Source organism: Ruminobacter sp. RM87 (genome assembly GCF_000701925.1).
In the GTDB taxonomy this organism is placed as follows: Bacteria; Pseudomonadota; Gammaproteobacteria; order Enterobacterales; family Succinivibrionaceae; genus Ruminobacter; species Ruminobacter amylophilus.
In genome coordinates, this window is the sequence record NZ_JNKD01000007.1 from 1 (window position 1) to 20148 (window position 20148).

Here is a 20148-nt window from a genome sequence, read left to right on the forward strand (position 1 = left end):
AAGATAGTGCTGTTGAACCACCTGTTCCCATTCCGAACACAGAAGTGAAAAGCAGTTACGTCGATGGTAGTGTAGCATTCGCTATGTGAGAGTAGATCATCGCCAGGTATTTATTGAAGAAGGGAGCTGATAGCTCCCTTTTTTCGTTTATGTTTTTTACCGCCTGATTCAATATTCTGACAATCTATTGTTTACCGGAGAGCTGTTTAAGCATAGAATCTTCTCTGTCTTTATATTCATTAATATATTATTGAGGATTAAAATGAAAGCTTATGCAATTCTTGGATGGATTGGTTTTATCATTACCTGTATTCTTTTTGTTGTCGGTGTAATTATGTCAGGCAAGTTTCTTGGCGCAAGCCTGCTTCTGATTCTTGCTCCTGTAATATGTTATTTTGCAAATAAATACAGATTCTACTGGATTTCAATCGTGCTGGCTCTGTTCCTGGGCGGTTTCTGGAAAACCCTGTCTCAATTACTTCACAATCTGTTCTAAGCGAACGGAGAGGCTTTGGAATTCGTTTCCCCGAGTTTGGGGAATACAAGTATAAAAAATCCTGACTGTGAATATAACCTAATTCTGCAGTCAGGATTTTGAGTTTCATTCGTGTTCTGTTAAAGTTTCTTGCAGCGGAATCTGCATATGCGGTCTCCGTTGGCCCAGCAGTTTATTTCCGTCACCTCGTATCTTTCTCCAGTGTACTGTTCCAGAATTCCTTCAAGAAATCCTTCATCATAGTCGCATATCATTTCGTTGGTAGGAGGCAGACCGCTGCAGTCCAGATCATCTGCCAGAGTGAGTATTATCTCATTGAATTCACTGTCTACGTGTTCAACGTTGAGAATGCCTATTTTCATTTTATACAGAATCTTATAGAGGTCTGTCATGAAATCCTTGAAGCTTGCATTGGTATTAAGGTGATGCTTTGTGAACTCCACTCCAGCTATTGCGCCGGCTTCTTTAAAGATTTCATTTGCTGTTTCAGCGCCGTATCTCTTTTGAAGTACTTCCATTAATGAGAACTCAAGCTGTCTGTATACTTCGACAGGCAGTGAATCACCAAGGTCAGGCCTTCCTTCTTCAATATTGCCAAGCTTATCCCAGGAGTATTTCTTTTCTGATAGCGAACCAAATATATTCACCATTGATTTATCCTTATCTTAATTATTGCTTATCGACTGCCCGTTATACTAGTTGGTTGATTTTAAATGTTTATGATATGTTTTATGATTTATTGTATGGTTGTTTCAGGCAGCCTTGCTGTAACCATCTATAAGTTATTTTAAATATTATTGGTGAGTTCGTTATCTGATTTTGCTGTTTTTTTCGACATATATCTATCTATATCAGACTGTCAGTTTAATAATTGTGATATTTATCCTGATTTATATTGAACTATGTTAACGAACTTTTGATGTTATGATGTCTGTTTTTGCTATAAAATCTGATTTTGTTGAATCTTATTTATACAGTATAAGTACAGGCAGGAACGACGACCTCTGATGGGTATTGTCGGTCTCTGTATTTTGAGCTGATTATAAGAAATTTTTGGAAATAAAAAAAAGGACTAATAAATTAGTCCCTTTTCCACCATTTGTGCAACCCGGAATTTACTTGTTTAAGGCGTCTTTGATTTTTTTGCTGAGGCTTCCCATATCTGTTCTGCCGGTAGCAAGAGGCTTAACAAAGCTCATTACCTTAGACATGTCCTTCATGCCTGATGCGCCGGTTTCACTTAAAGCCTTGGCAATAAGTTCATCCACTTCAGCTTCAGACATCTGTGCAGGTAAAAATTCCTGTAATACACTTATTTCAAATTTTTCACCCTGAGCCAGTTCTTCACGTCCGGCAGCTTCATACTGAGCAGCTGATTCTTCACGCTGCTTAACCATCTTGGTAACGATGGCAATAATCTGACTGTCATCAAGTGTGATTCGCTGGTCAACTTCTACTTTTTTTATCTCAGAGAGCAATAAACGCAACGCACTGGTGCGTTCCTTGTTCTTTGCCAGCATTGATTCCTTAATACGAACATTTAAATCTTCACGTAAGGACATAATTCTCTTCGACCTAAAAAGTTATGGTTAAAACAAAAAATTAGTATAAACGGTTGTGACGTGCATTTTCACGTGCAAGCTTCTTAGCCTGACGCTTAACTGCAGAAGCCTTAGCGCGCTTACGAACAGTAGTTGGCTTTTCGTAAAATTCACGGCTGCGAACGTCTGCTAAAATTCCTGCCTTTTCGCAAGAACGCTTGAAACGACGTAATGCTACGTCAAATGGTTCATTTTCACGTACTTTAATAATTGGCATGTGCCTCTCACCTCGATAATAAAAAAAATAATGAGCTTCCCACGTGATATAAGAAAGACTCATCTGATAACGCCTGCCCGCCTTTGCACTTGCGTGCAGAAACAGGTCAAACAATTGTGCGAATTTTAATACTTTCGGGGGATAAAGTAAACAGATTTTTGTTCTTTGGCGAAGGAAAAACGGTAAAATTTTGCTTATTTTCTGTACTTTTATCCATGGTGGGGCACGGAGAACGTTTTTTATCGTTTTTTATCATCTGTTTTGCGGAAAAGTTATTAAGAACTCTGTTCAGAAATATAGCTGTGAATAAACGTCTGAAAACAGCTGTTCCGGCCAACCATTTTTTCTTTTGTCTGTATCGTCTGTCTATTCCGGTGCCCGTGGATAAATAATCTGACTGTATTTTTTACCTGACAGGGGGAATGTTTCCTCTTTTTTTCTCTTGTGTGTATATCTGTGGATAAAATGTCTTCGGACTGTCATATGCTGTGTATTTCCTTATAAGGTGTCATTCAGATGACAGAAGCTCGTTTCTGTTTTATCTTCTCAGATGCCTGTAACCTTATTTTAAGGTCTGAATTACGTTTATTCGTATGCTGGGTTATAATCACGGTGTTTTTATCTGTATTCAGGCAAACGTGTAGTTCATTGCGGTAAAAATTTTATGAAACAGTTGAAGTCATGCGAGGTTACTCTGGTAATCAGGGAGTCAAAAGGAGATTCCGTTCATACGAACGGCAGATTTGTGGTTAATCCCCGCAGGAAGCTGTCTTTCGGTCTAAGATTTGACGAAAGCATGAGTCCGACGGTAATTCTGCCGGTGTCCATGTGTTTCTACCTTAAGAAACCTCAGGCACTGGTTGACAGGTATTCCGAATTTTTTACCGATGTTTATGAAAAATCACGCCGAAAATTCAGGCTTGCTTCAGAAAAACGCAATAAAACGGAACAGCTGATAAATGATTTTATCATGGAGCATTGTCCCTCTGACGCATGGCTCCGTAAACTTGCGCGTGAGACCATTGAGGAAATGGTGGATTTATGCGTCTATTACCATAGGGTTATGGGATTGAAAAAAGAACTTAATTCCGTTGCAGTCAAGCTGATGAAATCACGATGGGGTAGCTGTTCTTCTGATGGAGCGTTAAGTTTTAACTGCCTGAGCGCTCTTCTTCCTCAGTCCTGTCGCAGATATCTGGTGATTCATGAGCTCTGTCATCTGTTTGAAATGAATCATTCATCAAGGTTCTGGGCGCTTGTTGCAAGGTTCTGTCCGGACTATAAGAAATCAAGAATACTCATGCGGGCAGGGTATGCTCACCTTTTTGTCATAATGGATGAGCTTCGGAAGAGAAATTTTATAACCTATGGTTTCGGTTCAAAAATTCTCGCTTCAACAAAAGATAATGTTTTATGTATGTCACCTGAATGTAATGAAAAATGGAAAAGAAGAGCAGAATGATAATTGTACGGAATTTTAAATGAATCCCCCGGTACTTCGTCAGGTTATGTTGTTGCGCATAATTATAATGATTGCTGTAAACGGATTCAGCGGGAGGAACGCTCGTAAAAAGATTAAAGTTAACTGTTATCATCTGGAATGTCAGGATGGAAAGAAACGGATTTTTCAGAAAAATCACCTGCTGATAAAAAAATTCAGGCATCAGCATTTACCGCAGTTGCTGCATCCGTTGCATGCCATTCTCATGCTGCATTTACCGCATCTTTCCCTGTATTGTGGTTTATACAGTTCTTTCTCCGGGATTGGACATCCAAGATTGTCGAACAGCCTGAATTCCATTTCTTTCCCCTGAAAACTCAATCCTGACAGATAAGCCTGTTCAGTCTGGAGTATATTCCCTTCAATGGTGTAGGTTCTGCCGTCCTTAACAAAGAATCTGCCTGTACCGCAGAATATGAAGGTAACATTGTGTCTGCGGCATTCATCACTGAGATTTTTCACCCATTCATAATGGCAGGGACGACTGTTGGCGTAATTCTCGCCGTCACACAGAACCTGTTCAATCTGGTTGTACTGCAGATATTTTTCAATGGTTACCGGACCGATGAAAGGTGCACACATGATTCCCTTGTGTCTGAATGGAAGATCGAGAAGGAAAGGGATGCGTTCGTCAGTTCTTTTCTGATTTTCACAGCTGACATTGAAAAACACGTTTTCCCAGCCGTCCCCCCAGTCCGGAGGCAGACAGTCAGCCACACGCTGAGGGCGTTTGGTCAGAAGATAGAATTTTACGTCCGGTCTCTGGCGGATGATTTTCCAGGCCTCCGGCCTCCACTGATCCGCTTCCTCCAGAAAGAAGTCGGAGGTCATGCATACTCTGAGCATTTCTCCGCTCTGAACCTTGAATCTGCCGTTGCGATCTTTGGACAGCGGATATCTGAAACCTGCACCGGTGCAGTAAATATCAGCTCCGTTCTGGTTTCTCATTCTGTCCAGAAAGAACATATAGCAGTTAAGGCAGCCTTCGCTGCATTTGCGACAGCCGTGCCACGGATTCCAAATATCATGCATGCGTGTTTCTCTGAAAAGTCAGTTTACAGGTTATGCTGACATGGGTAAGTTAGAGCAGAATTGAATAGAAGCTGCTTAAAAATGAAAACCTGCCAGTAAATTATACTATGTCGTTAAACTCTTAACCATAACAGTAAAATTATCGTTATACGGTAATTACGGAATTTGGTGAATAAATCTTTTTAATTCTTTAATCATATCGCGCTGACAACGTTAATCCTGTATAATTCACTCACAAATTCCAATTACAAGCGGAGACTTTGGTCAAATGAAGGTTTTAGGTATTGAAAGCTCCTGTGATGAAACGGGAGTAGCTATTTACGATGATGAAAAGGGGTTACTCTGCAATCAGTTATACAGCCAGATAAAGCTTCACGCGGAATACGGCGGTGTAGTTCCTGAACTTGCAAGCAGAGACCATATCAGAATGGCTATCAGACTGGTAAAGGCCGCACTTAAGGAAGCGGACTGTACCAAAGACGATATTGATGCCGTAGCCTATACCGCCGGTCCGGGACTTATAGGGGCTCTCATGGTTGGCGCCACGGTTGCCAGAACCATTGCCTATGCATGGAACAAACCTGCAGTTCCGGTTAATCATATGGAAGGTCACATGCTTGCTCCTATGCTTGAGGAAAATAAGCCGGAGTTTCCGTTTCTTGCTCTTCTGGTTTCAGGCGGCCATACCATGATTATCGATGTTGCGGCTCCCGGACAGTACAGAATTATCGGTCAGTCCGTTGATGATGCGGCCGGCGAAGCATTTGACAAGACTGCCAAACTTCTTGGAATAGCCTATCCCGGCGGTCCGCTGCTCTCAGCTCTGGCTCAGAAAGGCGTAAAGGACAGATTTGTATTCCCTAGACCTATGTACAACAGTCCGAACCTTGATTTTTCATTCTCAGGTCTGAAGACCTTTGCCGCCAATACCATTGCCGAACACAATACCTGTGAACAGGACAGGGCGGATATAGCAAGAGCCTTTGAGGATGCCGTTGTTGATATTCTCAAGATAAAGGTGAAAAAGGCTCTGAAGCAGACAGGCTACAGGAGACTGGTTATTGCCGGAGGTGTAAGTGCAAACAGAACGCTTCGTTCCGAAATGGAAAAGATGATGCAGAATTTAAAGGGAGAGGTTTTTTATCCTCGTATTTCCTTCTGTACCGACAACGGCGCCATGATTGCCTATGCCGGTATGTTCCGTTTTAAACAGGGAGCCAGATCCGGACTTGAAATCAAGGTTACCCCACGCTGGCCTCTTGATACCCTGAACGACAGTTATCTGTAATTTCCCGGCATACATGCATGAATCAGTACAGGATTATCGTACGGCAGGTGTTATTGCAGACAAGGTAAAGGTTTAAAAATTCATAATCAGGTAATCAACAGACAATCAGGTAAAACAAAAGATGCAGAGCATAACAAATCTAAAAGAACATGACACCGTAATTATCAACGGTCTCGTATTTTCCTGTATCATAGGACTGCTTCCCGAGGAACGGGTAAAAGAGCAGAGAGTCATCGTTAATGCCGAACTCTATACCTGTTTTGACCGTGTCTCTGAAAGTGATGATATAGCTCATACCGTCAACTATGCTGAAGTGGCAGATATTATTGTCAGCGAATCCGTGTCCTGCAGAGCTGAAACAGTTGAATTTCTGGGAAACCGTTTGATTAAAGCTCTTAAGGAGAGATTTGCAGAAAGTCTGCACGGTATAACTCTGGAAGTCTTAAAACCGGATATTTTAAAGAATGTTGACAGTGTCGGCATCAGAATGACCAGAATGTTTAAACGGGATATTTAAAATGACAAGAGTAGCTCTTGCTTTAGGTTCAAATCTGTATCGTCAGGTTTCCATGACTCATGCCATGCTGAAACTTCAGAAAGTGCTGACAGACATATCCTGCTCAGATGTTTACGAAACTGTTCCGCTTCATGCCAAAGGACCTGATTATTACAATGCCGTGATTGTCGGTAACACCGGCCTTTCTCTTGATGCGCTCCTAGCTTTTACCAAGAATACCGAAAAGGAAATGGGCAGGGGAGACTGGTATGATCAGTACGGAAACAGACTGTCAATCAGATGTCTGGATATAGATATTCTTCTTTACGGTGATGTAATCAGCGAATATCCTGAATTACCGAGAACAGATATATTCAAATATTCTTTTGTAACCGTTCCGCTGGCTTCCCTCGTGCCGCATCTCGTGCCACCCGGAGGAAACAGAAGTGTTACAGAGCTTGCCGCCGGCATGTCATACGACAATCTGAGGCCGGTAAAAGATCTGAATCTCAGCCTGATAGGCCATTGAATTTAACTGCCGTTCCGGTGTTTTTTTCCGCTTTGGAAAACATCGGTGCGGATGATAAAGACTTTATAGACACATATGCCGCAGAGGTTTGAAGCATAAGAATATTTTAGCCCGCGGTAAAAAGGTAAATACAAAATAATCTTAGGACTAATGAAGTGACCACACTGCAGACAATAATATTGGCTCTTATTCAGGGCCTGACTGAATTTCTTCCGGTATCAAGTTCCGCCCATCTTATTCTTCCTTCAAAGTTCATCAGTGACTGGCCTGATCAGGGAATTGCCTTTGATATAGCCGTTCATGTCGGTTCTCTTCTTGCCGTTGTCATATATTTCAGAAAAAGCCTGTGGCTGATGACTGAAGACAGCATGAAGTTCGCTTTCAGAAAAGGTCCGTTCACCAGAGCGGCCGAACTTCTTTTCTATGTGATGGTTGCCACCGTTCCTGTCGGACTTGTCGGTCTTGCCTGCAAGAATCTGGTTGAAACCTATCTGAGAAGTCCTCTGGTTATAGCCGGCAGTACCATCGTATTCGGACTGCTGCTGTGGGCGGCTCAGGTGTACAGTGACAGATTCTGGAAAAAAAATCCGCTTCCTGAAGTATCACGTCAGGAGAAGGACAACGGTACTTCCGCTCTTTCATCTGAAATCACCGGAGCTGCGGCTTCGAGGGAGATTAATCTGGTCAGAGCAGTTTTAATCGGATGCTCACAGGCTATAGCCCTGATTCCCGGGACATCCAGATCCGGTATCACCATGACAGCGGGATATTTTCTGAAATTAAGCCCTAAGGCTGCTGCGGAATTCAGTTTTCTGATGTCAATTCCGGTAATTATCCTTTCTGCTTTGATAAAAATAAAGGATATCATTGCCAATCATGAAAACGTGGATCTCTGGTCAATTGGTCTGGGAACCGTTATTTCTTTTGTGGTTGCTTATCTGGTAATCAAGCTGTTTCTTGATTTTATAAACAGGGTTGGTCTTCTTCCATACGTAATCTACCGCGTAATTCTGGGAATTGTCCTTTTCTGGGTATTCTGGCCTCAGTCATAATAACTACTGACGGTTACTGATGATAATGCCGGACAGGTCATACTGTCCGGCATTATCGTTTGTTATGAACAAGGGAATGATTTTTCCTGTCTTTATTAACAGATAGTGTCAGGATACATTTCAGATAGCTGCGTCTGAGCTTCGGCTATCAGAACCATGCGTCTTCTGTTAAGTTCCTTTGTGATGTCGGCTCCCTGAAAGCCGTCAGCCATGACCTCAGCCGTTTTTACTCTGGAAGCTCTGGCCAGAATGAAATTCAGAAAATAATCCGCGGTAAACGGTTCCTTTTCAAAGCCTGAACGTCCGTGAAAATCAGCTCTCAGACACTGACCGACAATACCTGCCTGTACAGAGTCCTTGTAAGCACCGGTATCAATGAACAGCCTGTTCAGATATTCCGGATTCTTTCTGCAGATTGCCATATAAGAGTGATAACGGCATATGTTCACGGCAAGCTTCTGGTAATTTTTAGGAACCTTCAGACGCTGACACATTTTTTCCACCAGAGGGACTCCGACAATCCGGTGTTTCTGTTCCTGCGGATTATCAGAAGCATATTCGATCATTTTCCCGAGATCATGGGTAAGCATGGCAAATCTGGTGACGGGATTTGCTGTGAGACCGGAAATACTTTTCAGTGTCAGCATGGTATGACTGAAAGCATCCTTTTCCGGATGATATTCAGGATTCTCCATTACCCGCTTAAGAGCGTAAAGTTCCGGAAAAAGAATTTCCAGTCCGCCTGTTTCATCAAGGAATTCAAAAAATACTGAAGGAGTTCTCCCGGAAAGTGCTTTATGTACTTCCTGCCATACTCTTTCAGCCGTGAGATATTTAAGTTCTCCGCTCCCGGAAAGACTGCGGCAGAGTTCCTTTGTTTCAGGAGCTACCGAAAAACCTAAATGATGAAAACAGGAATAGAATCTTGCAAGACGCAGAACCCTTAGGGGATCTTCGGAAAAAGCATCGCTTACATGTCTCAGCACGCGGTTTTCCAGATCTTTCTGTCCGTTATAAGGATCGATAAGCCGGCCCTCATCGTCTTCGGCTATGGCATTGATTGTGAGATCCCTGCGCAGAAGGTCTTCCTCTATGGTGACGTCAGGACTGAAACTGCAGATGAATCCGGTATAACCGTGGCCTTCCTTGCGTTCGGTTCGGGCAAGAGCATATTCTTCTGAGGTTTTCGGATGCAGAAATACCGGAAAGTCCCGGCCCACGCAGATAAAACCTTTTGCCGTCATTTCTTCAGGAGTGGCTCCGGTTACGCAGTAATCCCTGTCCTTCTGGGGGATTCCCAGCAGACGGTCTCTTACCGCACCGCCGACAAGATATATCTTCATGTTTTGTCTCCTGATAATTTCTGTTTTAGTATGGCTGAATTCACTGATTGTCATGGCTCAGCAACTGATGATTAAATGATATGTCATGTCAGGAATTTGGCAAGTGTTTCCTGAGAAAAAATCTGCCGGTGACTGATCAATCCGTGAAATTATCAGACCATGATGCTGTCTATTTCTTATAATTGACGTGATTCAGAGGTTATTTTTGTTTAACCATGTCTAAAATGATATTATTGTAAGAGTTGTTTCAGAATTTTCGTAACGGGATCTGTTATTTATGTACAAGAAGTTTTTTGGTTTGAGTGAAGCACCTTTCAGCATTTCACCGAATCCAAAATTTTTCTATCTCAGCAGGCACCATCGTGAAGCCTTATCCATGCTTAAGCACGGCACTCAGGAGAGTGGCGGCTTTATTCTTTTTACCGGAGAGGTCGGTACCGGAAAGACAGTTATTCTGCGAACCATGATGCAGCAGATTCAGGAAGAAAACGAGCTTGAACTGGCGGTAATTTTTAATCCCGCTCTGTCTCTGATAGAACTGCTGGAAACCATATGTCATGAATTCGGAATTCCTTTTGCCGAAGGTTCATCAAAGAGAGTGCTGCTTCAGAACATCAGCGATTTTCTGACTGAAAACTACAGAAAGGGACGCAGGGCTCTTCTGATGATCGATGAGGCTCAGCATCTGAGCGATGAACTGATAGAGCAGGTTAGACTGCTTACCAACGTCGAGACGGATAATACCAAGCTGCTTCAGGTGATTCTGGTGGGACAGCCGGAACTTCAGGACAAGTTCAGGCAGGTGCACATGCGCCAGATTGCCCAGCGTATAACCGCAAGATTTCATCTTCTGCCGCTGTCTCTTTACGAGGTTGATTCCTATGTGAGATTCCGTATGCAGTCAGCAGGATGTCTGCAGGTGATTTTTACTCAGGGTGCCATCAGGGAGCTTTACAGAATTTCCGGAGGTATTCCGCGTATTATAAACGTATGCTGTGACAGGGCTCTTCTTGCCGCCTATGTGGACAATTCTCATTTTATTGAGCGAAAGCACATGCTTCAGGCCATTCATGAGGTTATGGGAACCAAAAGCTTTATCAGTACGGTGAAGGAGTATCTTGCTTCAGGTCAGCTGCTGAATTACTGGTTCCGTCTGTCGGCCGGAGTCATTCTGGCTGCTGCCGCCGGGCTCGGAGCCGGATATCTGCTGTGTCATCACAACGGTGCCGAACTTAAGACTGAACTCATAAGACGTCTCAAGGCTGACGATGAAATCATCAGGTACAGGGAAGCCATAAGGGACATCAACGGCAGAAGGGCAGAGCAGGAAAGCATCATCAGAGAGCAGACCCGTTACAGTACCGATGTGCTGAACAGCTCCTTTGAAGAGGATTCATGGAAAAAACTCCTTCGTGAATGGGGTTTTGCCGATGCCTCCGGCAATTTTGACAGTGACTGTGCCTATATCAGAAATGCGGGATTCAGATGCTTTGCCGGAAACGGCAGTCTCACGGAACTTGAGAAATACAACGTACCGGCGGTGATATCCATGCTGGACGGTAAACTCAGACCGTTTCATGCCGTGCTGCTGAAACTCAACGACAATTACGCCTCTCTGCTTATCAACAACCGCGAGTGGATAGTGAAAAGAGATTTCGTCAACGAGTCCATGGAAGGTGATTTCAGGCTGATATGGCCTCTTCCTGCCGGAGAGGAAACAGTCAGCCGTAAAAGCGGAAGTGAAGCGCAGATGAAGCTTTATGAAATGCTGAACCGTTATGAGGATACCGACACCTATGCCTTTAACGGATATGACAAAACCATGGCGAATCGAGTGAAGAAGGTACAGCAGTCTCTCGGAATCAAGGCTGACGGTTATGCCGGAATCGATACCCTGTGGGCTCTGCTTCCTTATACGGAAACCGACCATCCGCTATATGAGGAATATATTGCTTCTGCCGAATACGAGGCCAACATCAGATCCATGGTTGACAGCTACAACGGCGGTTCCGGACAGTCTGAAAACACTTCACCTGAAGTAACGGACACTGACGACGAGGATAAATTGTTTCATGATGCGGTGATGAGTGAACAGAGCGTCTCCGACGGCTCTTCGACTGTGAAAATTACGAAAGATCCCGGAGACAGGGAAAAAACAGATGCTTCCGATACCGGAGCGGAAGCCATAACCGTAGGTGATTTACTTGAAAGCGGGGCTGAACAGGAGGCAGATGAATAAAGATGTCATTGTTTTTTGATGCTGATAAAATCATGGACAATCCTGAGATTGCCGCTGCCCATGCTTATGAAACGGCCAGAATCAGAAAGGGGCGTATCCTGTTTTACTCACTGCTGACGGTTGTCGGCATTGCCTCATTTACAGGTTATTATCTGTTTGAACAGAAAAGGATTGACGATGAGTTTGCGGTACGCAGGGAAGCTCTTTTAGGCAATTTTGAAAAAGAACTTGCCGGTATGCGTCATGATTTAACCCCTGACGACAGTTCAAATTATCCTTATGTTGAACCATCAAAACCTCATGAATTCACCGTTAAGCATCTTTCAGGCAAATCATCTCCGACTGAATATGTATTTTCACGTGATGAGCAGCAGACCTCAAGAGAACAGCGTGAAAGGAGTATTGAGAGCGATGCGGAAAAAATCAATGCGGCTCTGAGAGGAGAAAGCGGTCAGAACGGTACTTCCGCTGATGCAAAACGCAGAGTGGTCAAAAAGGATCTGAAGGCGGTTTTTGACGAGGCCGTCAACTCAACCAATACCGGAGATCTCAACTTCAGCATACCGGATACCTCCCCATACAGTTCCGTAAATGATTCAGCCACCCGTGATGCCACGGATATCAGCATGCTGACATCGAATCTGAGAAACGCCATTCCTCCGTTTGTCTATTCATCACATAACTATTCCACCGATGCATCAAAACGCAGTATCACCCTAAACGGCAGCGTTATTAAGGAAGGTGGAACCTACAAGAATCTTGAGATTCTTAAAATAGCCGAAAATCACGTGATTATGAGGGTGAACGGCAAGAGCTTTTCCATCAGGGCAATGGAAGATTACAGACAGTAATCTGACAGAAAATGCACCGGAAGGTGCATTTTCTATTTAATGGATTAACTGGAAGATGTTTGGATTTCATCTCCTGGTTAACTGCGAAACCTGTTAGTAATAATAGTCATCTTTACGACGGCGAGGTCTTGGGAGATAAACAAGAATAACACCTACGATGGCACCGATAAGAGCAATGAGTCCGCCCTGTTTCCACCATCTGAGCTGCATATCCTGATCCTTTGTTTCCAGTTTGGATGAAAGCTCCTCGTTTTCTTCGGCTGTTTCCTTCATCTTCACTTCCATTTCCTCGTGAACCTGCTTCAGCTCGGTATAGGCCTTTTTGAGTCTGGTGAGTTCTTCAGTGGCTTTTTTGAGTTCTCTCATTGATTCACTGTCAATGTTATCAAGCTTGTACTTTAAGCTGCTGTTTTCTTCTTCCAGCTTGGATACCTTGTAACGGTTGCTTTCCTCTCGCTGAATTTCTCTCTTAGGAATCCATACAATGGTGTCTTTCGGAGTGCGTACTTCCACGTAATCATTCTTTTCTGAAAGAACTTCAACTCTTTCCCCGATTTTAATCTGACCGCTAAGCTTATACTGCTTGCCCGGACCTCGGGTTGCCCAGACACTGCTTTCGTCAGAAACATAAGCAACGTAAGAAACCTTGCGTGAAGGAGTCTTCTCAGCAGCAGCTTCAGGTGCCGCGGCAGGTTTGGCCTTTTCTTCATTACCTGATACCTGTGCTGATTCAGCCTGAGGAACTGATTCCCTGCGAACTTCAGGAGCTTCGGTCTTTACAGCTTTTACCGGAGCGGCGGTCTGCTTTTCAGCCTGTTTTACTTCCGGTTTTTCAATACGTTCCGCACTTACTTCGGTTAATTCAAGAGCAACTGCATTTGATACAACAGATAAAGACAACAGGGTGCTGCCGATAAATGCTTTAGTAAACTTACGCATGTTTTATCCTTGCTTATAGTCTTTTCATAAAAAATTAAAGTACCTGTTATTTTACCCTAAATGTGAAAAAAATCTACACATGGTGTATTTATCACCGGGGAGACGTGTTTTTAAAATACCGGTAAATCCTGAAAAAACTGCTGTTTTTTCATTGTTCTGAGGAACATAAAGAAATCCCGCGGGTCACTTCAACCTGCGGGATTTCTGCCTTCTATTCTGATTACGTCCTCAATCAGCCTGCATAAAACAGAATCAGCTTGAAGATATAGTAGAAGAGTATGGAGAAAAACGCTCCGGCAGGAAGGGTAACCACCCAGGAAACTATGATGTTACGTACGATGGTCAGGTTGATGGCGGCTATACCTCGGGCGAGACCAACCCCCATGATGGCTCCAACGAGAGTCTGAGTGGTGGAAATAGGCAGACCGGTTCCTGAAGCGATAACCACGGTGCTTGCAGTGGCAAGCTGTGCGGCAAAGCCGCGGCTCGGGGTCAGGGCCGTAATGCCTGAACCGACGGTGCTCATAACCTTGTAACCGAAGGTCCCGAGACCGACAACCATGCCGACGGCACCTAAAGGAAGTATCCACCATGGCATTTCCGCACTGGCGGACATGTCTCCGTTGTTGGTAAGAATGGTGGCAACGGATGCCAGAGGTCCGATGGCATTGGCCACGTCATTTGAACCGTGTGCAAAGGCCATTGCGCATGCTGTCATCAGCATGAGAATTGAAAACACCTTTTCCACATTGGCGTAATGCTTTTTGACATCCAGGGTCTTATCAAACTTCTTGTATCTGAGAATGACGGCTGATATCACCGCACTTACAAGAGCGATGATGAGACCGAAGCCCCAGCTTTCTTCGGTGGTCAGATTGAGATTTACGTGTTTTAAGCCTTTCTCAATGGTAACCACACTGATAAGAAGAATGGTGAGAAACACGTAATACGGAGCAAAGCGCTTGGCATGCTTTAAAGGATGATAGCGCCAGAAAATGAATCTCTGAATGTGCAGGAACAGAACGAAGGCCAGAATACCTGCTATGACCGGAGTGATAATCCAGGACCCCACAATGCCGGTGAACATGTCCCAGTGAATTGCAGAAAGTCCTGAGCTTACTATGCCGAAACCGACAATGGCTCCGATGATTGAGTGTGTTGTTGATACCGGCCAGCTGAAGTAGGAAGCCAGAACAAGCCAGATGCCTGCTGCCAGCATGGAGCTTACCATACCCAGAATCATATCCACTGCCGCTATATTCGCAGAGCTGTCTATAACCCTGTCCTTTATGGTTGATACAACCTCTCCGCCTGCAAAGTATGAACCGAGAAATTCAAAAATAATCGCTATGATGATAGCGTTTCTTACGGTAAGTGTTTTGGTACCTACGGACGTTCCCATCGCATTGGAAACGTCATTAGCCCCGATACCCCAGGCCATTAAGAATGCCACAGCTCCCGCAAAGAAAATGATAACGGAGCTGTGTGCCAGAAGAAAATCCATCATGTATCCTTATGATTTGGTGATCATCAGTTCGAGTCTGGAGCCCACCCTTAAAGCCTGATCGGCAAGGTCCCCGATTTTTTCAAGAATCTTGTAGATAAACATGGCATCGATAGGATTCAGATCCTTTTCCCTGATAAATACCTGTCTTCTGAGGTTAATCTGCATGTGATCGGTGTCGTCCTCGATAAGGTCTATTTCCTTAACCATGCTCTGAACAAGTGAAAGCTCTTTGCCTCTGAAGCCGCTTTCAAGCAGATCTTCAAGTTCATTGATAACTTTTTTTGTGAGCTCCACAGCTTCGATGCTGCGGTTCAGATAAGTGAGGAAGTCTTTCTTGATATCTGCAGGGATGGTGAGCTGTCTTCCCAGCATAAGACCGGAGATGTCTCGGGCAATATTGGCGATTTTATCTTCCTGAGTTACCAGTTCGAGCAGATAGGTTCTGTCCACAGGCATGAAAAGTGAATTTGGAAGATTGATGCGAATGTCCTTTTTGATTACATCAGCTGCTCTTTCGAACTGACAGATCATCTGCTGCTCACTGGAAGCCTTGTCCCAGTCATCATTGAAAACACCATCGAAAAAAGGAGGAAGGTGGGAACAGCATTCATAGATGTTGTTGATGTGTTCGTAAAGAGGTTTAAGAGGAGATTTAGCAAAAAGATTCAGAAAATTTACTTGCATAAAGATTACTCTTAATTTAATTGAAATGTGATACATATTTTACTTTGAAGAGCCTAAATAATCAATAAATCATTTATTACCATCCTGTACGTCCGGCGTGACGGGAAGAAGAGAAAAACTTAAAAAATCATCCTGGGGCTTAAGGATGTCAGGTATTCATACGTGGTGGAAAACGGGAGTTTTTTCAGGAATGTTCCCGGATTTTGTGATGTGATTTCGTAAAGGAAAAAGCCCAACTGTGCTAAAATCTTTAGCTTATTGAGGAGCCGGGACAACGGCTTGATTATACGTAAAGGTCTGTTCATCTCAGGTTCATACAGATTGACACATAAGAGGAAGACGGTTTTGAGTAATGAAATTGAAATAAAGCTTATGGTTCAGCCGTATATGGCAGCGGACGGTAACGGTCCGAAGGAAAAAATTCAGACTCCGTATGCTGAAAGCGGCGTGGACGGTCAGTCATTTATTGCGGGTATGAACAGACTTCTGAATGATTCCGAAGCTACGGTTATAAGCTCCTGCGATCTCGATCTGGAAAACAGTTACTATGACACCGCGGATCTGGCCCTATACAAAGCGGGAATAGCACTCAGAGTCCGTAAAACTGGCAGTGACATCGAGGCAACGATCAAAACCCGCCGCATGAGTCAGGGTGGCATTCACGTTCATCCCGAGTATAACATTCCTCTTGTTGAAAAACCGGAGGTTCCCGACCTGAAAATTTTCCCGGAACATATTTTTACCGGGCTCGACGTCGAAGCACTGCAGAAGGCTGTTTTTGAAAACATGGCTCAGAACTGCAGACGTCATATATGGCTTGTTTCATACAGGGGAACGGAGATAGAGATAAGCTACGACCGGGTCAGCTATAAAACAGCTGACGAAGGACGTGTGTCGGGACAGGAAGTCGAGCTCGAACTGAAAAAGGGCAGTGCACGCGCATTAAGGGAATTTGCCGAGGGTCTTATTGAATCCGTTTACGGAGCCGGACTGGCGGTTTTCAGGCCGGAAAGCCTCAGCAAGATGCACAGGGCCGCCATCTATGCCGGAATCTCCCGTCTGGATCCTCCTGCCGTGGATGACACCGGTATTTCCGGGGGAGCCGGTCACTCATCTTCAGAACAGACTGAAAAGAACCTGGCAGGGCTTATGAGTGTCCTGAGCCGTTCGGCAAGCATTCTCTATCTCGGAGATGCCGGAAGAACATCTGAATGCGCTGAAAAGACCATGGGGATAATTATGCTTGCCTTAAGAAAAGTCATCGACACCGGCAATGACGTGGATTTCGTTTATTCCGGCAGGTACGCACCGATGCAGTCGCTTCTTGCCGGATTCATAAGGCATAATCCGGAACTTGATGTCTGTGAGCTGTCGAATGAAAGCTCCGAAAGAATATTTTTAAAGAGAGCATGGGCTCTCGACAGACTTCTTACCGGCGCGGATTTCATCAGAGTGCTGCTTGAAATCAATTTTGCGGGGCTTGAGGAGGAGTCAGTATGAAATACAGTGAAGTGATGAAAAAAGAGGCTGACAGATATTTTTCGGTGCTCAGGGATAAAGCTTCCGATGAACAGTTTGCCAGAATCGGGACCATAAAGGATGAACTGTATCAGACCTTCTGTCTGAGTGATTTTGCCGGACGTTTCTTTTCACAGAGACCTGATGTTCTGTGCAGACTTATAGATTCAGGTGAATTCGGCATGAACGACAGGGTTGAGCGTTACGGTCAGGAGCTGGATGAAATGCTGTCATCCGTCTATGATGACAATACCCTGAAAAAGAAGCTGCGTCTCTTCAGAAATGAAAAGCTGGCGGTAATCGCCCACAGACAGCTGAATCATCTTTCCGATCTTCAGGAGGAGTTCAGGCACCTTAGTGAACTGGCCGAAAAGATAATCGTAAAAACTCTGGACTACCTTTATAAAAGATGCTGTCAGGCTTTCGGCACTCCGTATTCAGCAGACGGTGAACAGCAGAAAATGCTGGTTATCGGCATGGGAAAGCTTGGCGGACGTGAGCTTAATTTCTCCTCAGACATTGATCTTATTTTCTGCTATCCGCATCGCGGAGAGACTCAGGGGGCAAGACGATCTCTGGACAATCAGGTGTTTTTCACCAGACTCGGTCAGCAGCTCATTCAGATACTGGATCAGCAGACTGCAGACGGCATCGTCTACAGAGTGGACATGCGTCTGCGTCCGTTCGGTGACAGCGGTCCTCTCGTAAGCTCTTTTGCCGCACTGGAGGATTACTATCTCAAACACGGCAGATCATGGGAACGCTATGCCATGGTCAAGGGACGTGTTCTCGGAGAGAAAACTCCTGAATCCGTTGAACTTGACAATATGCTCAGACCTTTTGTCTACAGAAGGTATCTTGATTTCGGAGCCATTGAGTCCCTGCGCAAGATGAAGGCCATGATTGAAGCCGAAGTCCGCCGTCGCCAGCTGAGAGACAATTTCAAGCTCGGTGCCGGAGGTATCAGGGAAATAGAATTCATTGCTCAGGTTTTTCAGCTTATGAGAGGCGGCCGCATGGTTTCCCTTCAGGAACGAAATCTTATGCGCGTGCTGGAAAATCTCAAGCATAACAGCTGTATCACGGAAGACGTATACAACTGTCTGATGCCGTGTTACGTGTTTCTGCGTCAGACTGAAAACGTGCTGCAGGAAATCAATGATGAACAGACTCAGACTCTTCCTTCGGGCGAACTTAATCAGGAGCGTCTGGCAGCGGCCATGGGGTTTGAAAACTTCGCGGCCTTCTGCGAACACATTGACGGAATCATGTCCACGGTTCATGAAGAGTTCGCTCTGCTTATCAGTGATCCTGAATCAGAAACGGTGGAAGAGGATCCGGTATTTTCTGATCTGTGGCTGCTTAATCTGAATCGTGACGAAATCAGAGAAATCGTCATGAATCAGTTCAAGGATCTCAGTCAGCCTGATCTGCTGGCCGACGAGATAAAGCTTTTTAAGGATGAATGCTCCAGCAAGCCGATGGGGCCGAAGGGCAGAGCGATTCTGAACAGACTGGTGCCTTATCTTTTCAACAGCTTTGCCAATATGAAGCACGGAGCGGCAACCACATTCAAGCGTGTGTCAAAGCTGATTCTGACCATCAGTCTGCGTACCACGTATCTGCAGCTCCTTCAGGAAAATCCTCAGGCCTGCGATCAGCTGCTGAAGCTGTGCTCCGGCAGTGAACTGATTACCGCACAGCTTACCGAACATCCGGTGCTTCTTGATGAACTGCTGATGCCTAACAGCCTGTACAAGCCGACCAGCCCTGATGATTATTCACATGACCTGCACGAATTTCTGATGCGCGTGGAAAGTTCTGATCTTGAACATCAGATGGAGAGTCTCAGACAGTTTAAGCAGATTCAGCTGCTGCGTATCTGTGCGGCGGATCTTGTCGGTGCGCTGCCGCTTATGAAGGTGAGTGATTATCTTACTTATCTTGCTCAGGCCATTCTGAACGAGGTGGTTAATCTTACCTGGAATCAGCTGGTGGCAAAATACGGTCTTCCTTATAATGCCCATAAGCACGGAGACAAGGGGATCTGTGTGGTTGCCTACGGCAAGATGGGGGGCATAGAGCTGAGCTACGGTTCGGATCTTGATCTGGTATTCCTGTGCGACAGTGATCTGGAAAAGGAAACCGATCATCCGGAACATCCTATCTCAGACCGTATGTTTTACGGTCGTTTTGCCCAGCGTCTCATGCATCTGTTCAGCACCAGACTTTCATCGGGAGTGCTGTATGAGGTTGATGCCAGACTGAGACCGGAAGGAGAGGCAGGACCGCTTATTTGCTCCATTTCCGGTTATGAGTCCTATCTTAACAACAAGGCTTGGACCTGGGAGCTGCAGGCGCTGGTCAGAGCCAGAGCGGTACTCGGACCGGACAGACTTGTGAAAAAGTTCAATGACATTCGTAACAGTGTTTTACGCAAGCCTCGTGATGTGGAAAAGCTTCGAGAGGAAGTAGTCAGCATGCGCTGCAAGATGAGAGCCAGTCTGATCAGGGGACCTAAGGAAGCCTTCGATACCAAGCAGGGCGAGGGCGGAATGACTGATATCGAGTTTATGGCGCAGTATCTGACTCTTGCCAATGCTCCGACTAATCCGGATCTGGTTCTGTGGTCTGACAATGTCCGTATTTTTGAGGAATGCGCCAGACTGGGATTTATAACTGAAGACGAGGCTAAATGTCTTATCAATGCCTACCTGGACATCAGAGCCATGTATCATCATCATTCACTTCTGGGAATCAGCAGAGTGTATGACGGACACAAGCTTGACGAGCAGCGTGAAGGCGTGAAGAGACTATGGCGTAAGATTATGCTTAAGGAAGAAGTCTGAAACTCC

General features: G+C 44.8%; 18 protein-coding genes and 1 rRNA gene. 11 read left to right on the forward strand and 8 right to left on the reverse strand.

The genetic code is table 11. The features are described from left to right. Nucleotides 1–108, forward strand: a 5S ribosomal RNA gene (gene rrf, locus T489_RS0103050); the annotation flags it as partial. Nucleotides 109–262: 154 nt separating this feature from the next. Then, nucleotides 263–496 (forward strand): hypothetical protein, encoded by a 234-nt coding sequence (locus T489_RS0103055; protein WP_031578573.1) that lies wholly within the window; start codon nt 263–265, stop codon nt 494–496. A gap of 119 nt (nt 497–615) precedes the next feature. Here the strand turns inward: T489_RS0103055 and T489_RS0103060 are convergent, their stop codons facing one another. The 3 genes from T489_RS0103060 to rpsU all read right to left on the reverse strand — a co-directional run bounded on the left by T489_RS0103060 (nt 616) and on the right by rpsU (nt 2314). Continuing rightward, nucleotides 616–1146, reverse strand: a complete 531-nt coding sequence (locus tag T489_RS0103060; protein WP_031578575.1) for a V4R domain-containing protein — start codon at nt 1144–1146, stop codon at nt 616–618. A 465-nt stretch (nt 1147–1611) separates the two neighbouring features. Then, complete coding sequence (locus tag T489_RS0103065) at nt 1612–2058, reverse strand: GatB/YqeY domain-containing protein (protein WP_031578576.1); 447 nt, start codon at nt 2056–2058, stop codon at nt 1612–1614. 40 nt (nt 2059–2098) lie between these two features. After that, on the reverse strand, nt 2099–2314 hold the full coding sequence (rpsU, locus tag T489_RS0103070; protein ID WP_031578577.1) for a 30S ribosomal protein S21: 216 nt from the start codon (nt 2312–2314) through the stop codon (nt 2099–2101). A gap of 664 nt (nt 2315–2978) precedes the next feature. On the opposite strand from rpsU, the gene T489_RS14070 reads away from it, so the two are divergent. Continuing rightward, complete coding sequence (locus T489_RS14070; RefSeq protein ID WP_051621744.1) at nt 2979–3776, forward strand: M48 metallopeptidase family protein; 798 nt, start codon at nt 2979–2981, stop codon at nt 3774–3776. A 201-nt stretch (nt 3777–3977) separates the two neighbouring features. Here the strand turns inward: T489_RS14070 and T489_RS0103085 are convergent, their stop codons facing one another. Continuing rightward, the gene (locus T489_RS0103085; RefSeq protein WP_031578580.1) at nt 3978–4847 is read right to left on the reverse strand and encodes a DUF5131 family protein; all 870 of its coding nucleotides are present in this window, start codon (nt 4845–4847) and stop codon (nt 3978–3980) included. A 268-nt stretch (nt 4848–5115) separates the two neighbouring features. Between T489_RS0103085 and tsaD the strand changes: the two genes are divergently transcribed. The 4 genes from tsaD to T489_RS0103110 all read left to right on the forward strand — a co-directional run bounded on the left by tsaD (nt 5116) and on the right by T489_RS0103110 (nt 8212). Continuing rightward, nucleotides 5116–6135, forward strand: a complete 1020-nt coding sequence (tsaD, locus tag T489_RS0103090) for a tRNA (adenosine(37)-N6)-threonylcarbamoyltransferase complex transferase subunit TsaD (protein WP_031578581.1) — start codon at nt 5116–5118, stop codon at nt 6133–6135. A 121-nt stretch (nt 6136–6256) separates the two neighbouring features. Then, nucleotides 6257–6652 carry a dihydroneopterin aldolase gene (locus T489_RS0103095; RefSeq protein ID WP_031578582.1) on the forward strand — a complete coding sequence of 132 codons (396 nt, stop codon included), beginning with the start codon at nt 6257–6259 and terminating at the stop codon, nt 6650–6652. 1 nt (nt 6653) lies between these two features. Then, nucleotides 6654–7160 (forward strand): 2-amino-4-hydroxy-6-hydroxymethyldihydropteridine diphosphokinase, encoded by a 507-nt coding sequence (gene folK / locus T489_RS0103100; RefSeq protein WP_031578583.1) that lies wholly within the window; start codon nt 6654–6656, stop codon nt 7158–7160. A gap of 155 nt (nt 7161–7315) precedes the next feature. Further along, entirely contained in the window at nt 7316–8212 is an 897-nt protein-coding gene (locus T489_RS0103110) for an undecaprenyl-diphosphate phosphatase (protein WP_031578584.1), read from the forward strand. Between the two features lie 95 nt (nt 8213–8307). On the opposite strand, the gene T489_RS0103115 is transcribed toward T489_RS0103110, so the two are convergent. Next, nucleotides 8308–9555: a multifunctional CCA addition/repair protein gene (locus T489_RS0103115; protein WP_031578585.1), complete on the reverse strand. Its 1248-nt coding sequence runs from the start codon at nt 9553–9555 to the stop codon at nt 8308–8310. Nucleotides 9556–9832: 277 nt separating this feature from the next. On the opposite strand from T489_RS0103115, the gene T489_RS0103120 reads away from it, so the two are divergent. Continuing rightward, complete coding sequence (locus T489_RS0103120; RefSeq protein WP_051621745.1) at nt 9833–11794, forward strand: ExeA family protein; 1962 nt, start codon at nt 9833–9835, stop codon at nt 11792–11794. A 2-nt stretch (nt 11795–11796) separates the two neighbouring features. Next, nucleotides 11797–12645 (forward strand): general secretion pathway protein GspB, encoded by an 849-nt coding sequence (locus tag T489_RS0103125; protein WP_031578587.1) that lies wholly within the window; start codon nt 11797–11799, stop codon nt 12643–12645. Between the two features lie 93 nt (nt 12646–12738). Here T489_RS0103125 and T489_RS0103130 read toward each other — a convergent pair whose 3' ends face one another. The 3 genes from T489_RS0103130 to T489_RS0103140 all read right to left on the reverse strand — a co-directional run bounded on the left by T489_RS0103130 (nt 12739) and on the right by T489_RS0103140 (nt 15775). Continuing rightward, entirely contained in the window at nt 12739–13584 is an 846-nt protein-coding gene (locus tag T489_RS0103130) for a TIGR04211 family SH3 domain-containing protein (RefSeq protein WP_031578588.1), read from the reverse strand. A gap of 232 nt (nt 13585–13816) precedes the next feature. Continuing rightward, nucleotides 13817–15088, reverse strand: a complete 1272-nt coding sequence (locus tag T489_RS0103135) for an inorganic phosphate transporter (RefSeq protein ID WP_031578589.1) — start codon at nt 15086–15088, stop codon at nt 13817–13819. A gap of 9 nt (nt 15089–15097) precedes the next feature. Further along, the gene (locus T489_RS0103140; RefSeq protein WP_037318562.1) at nt 15098–15775 is read right to left on the reverse strand and encodes a TIGR00153 family protein; all 678 of its coding nucleotides are present in this window, start codon (nt 15773–15775) and stop codon (nt 15098–15100) included. Nucleotides 15776–16120: 345 nt separating this feature from the next. Here T489_RS0103140 and T489_RS0103145 point away from each other — a divergent pair, with 345 nt between their 5' ends. Both T489_RS0103145 and glnE read left to right on the forward strand, forming a co-directional pair. Continuing rightward, nucleotides 16121–17275, forward strand: coding sequence for a CYTH domain-containing protein (locus tag T489_RS0103145; RefSeq protein ID WP_031578591.1), 1155 nt, complete (start codon nt 16121–16123; stop codon nt 17273–17275). Further along, nucleotides 17272–20142, forward strand: a complete 2871-nt coding sequence (gene glnE / locus T489_RS0103150; protein WP_051621746.1) for a bifunctional [glutamate--ammonia ligase]-adenylyl-L-tyrosine phosphorylase/[glutamate--ammonia-ligase] adenylyltransferase — start codon at nt 17272–17274, stop codon at nt 20140–20142. The genes T489_RS0103145 and glnE overlap by 4 nt, the downstream gene beginning before the upstream one ends. Nucleotides 20143–20148: the final 6 nt, after the last annotated feature.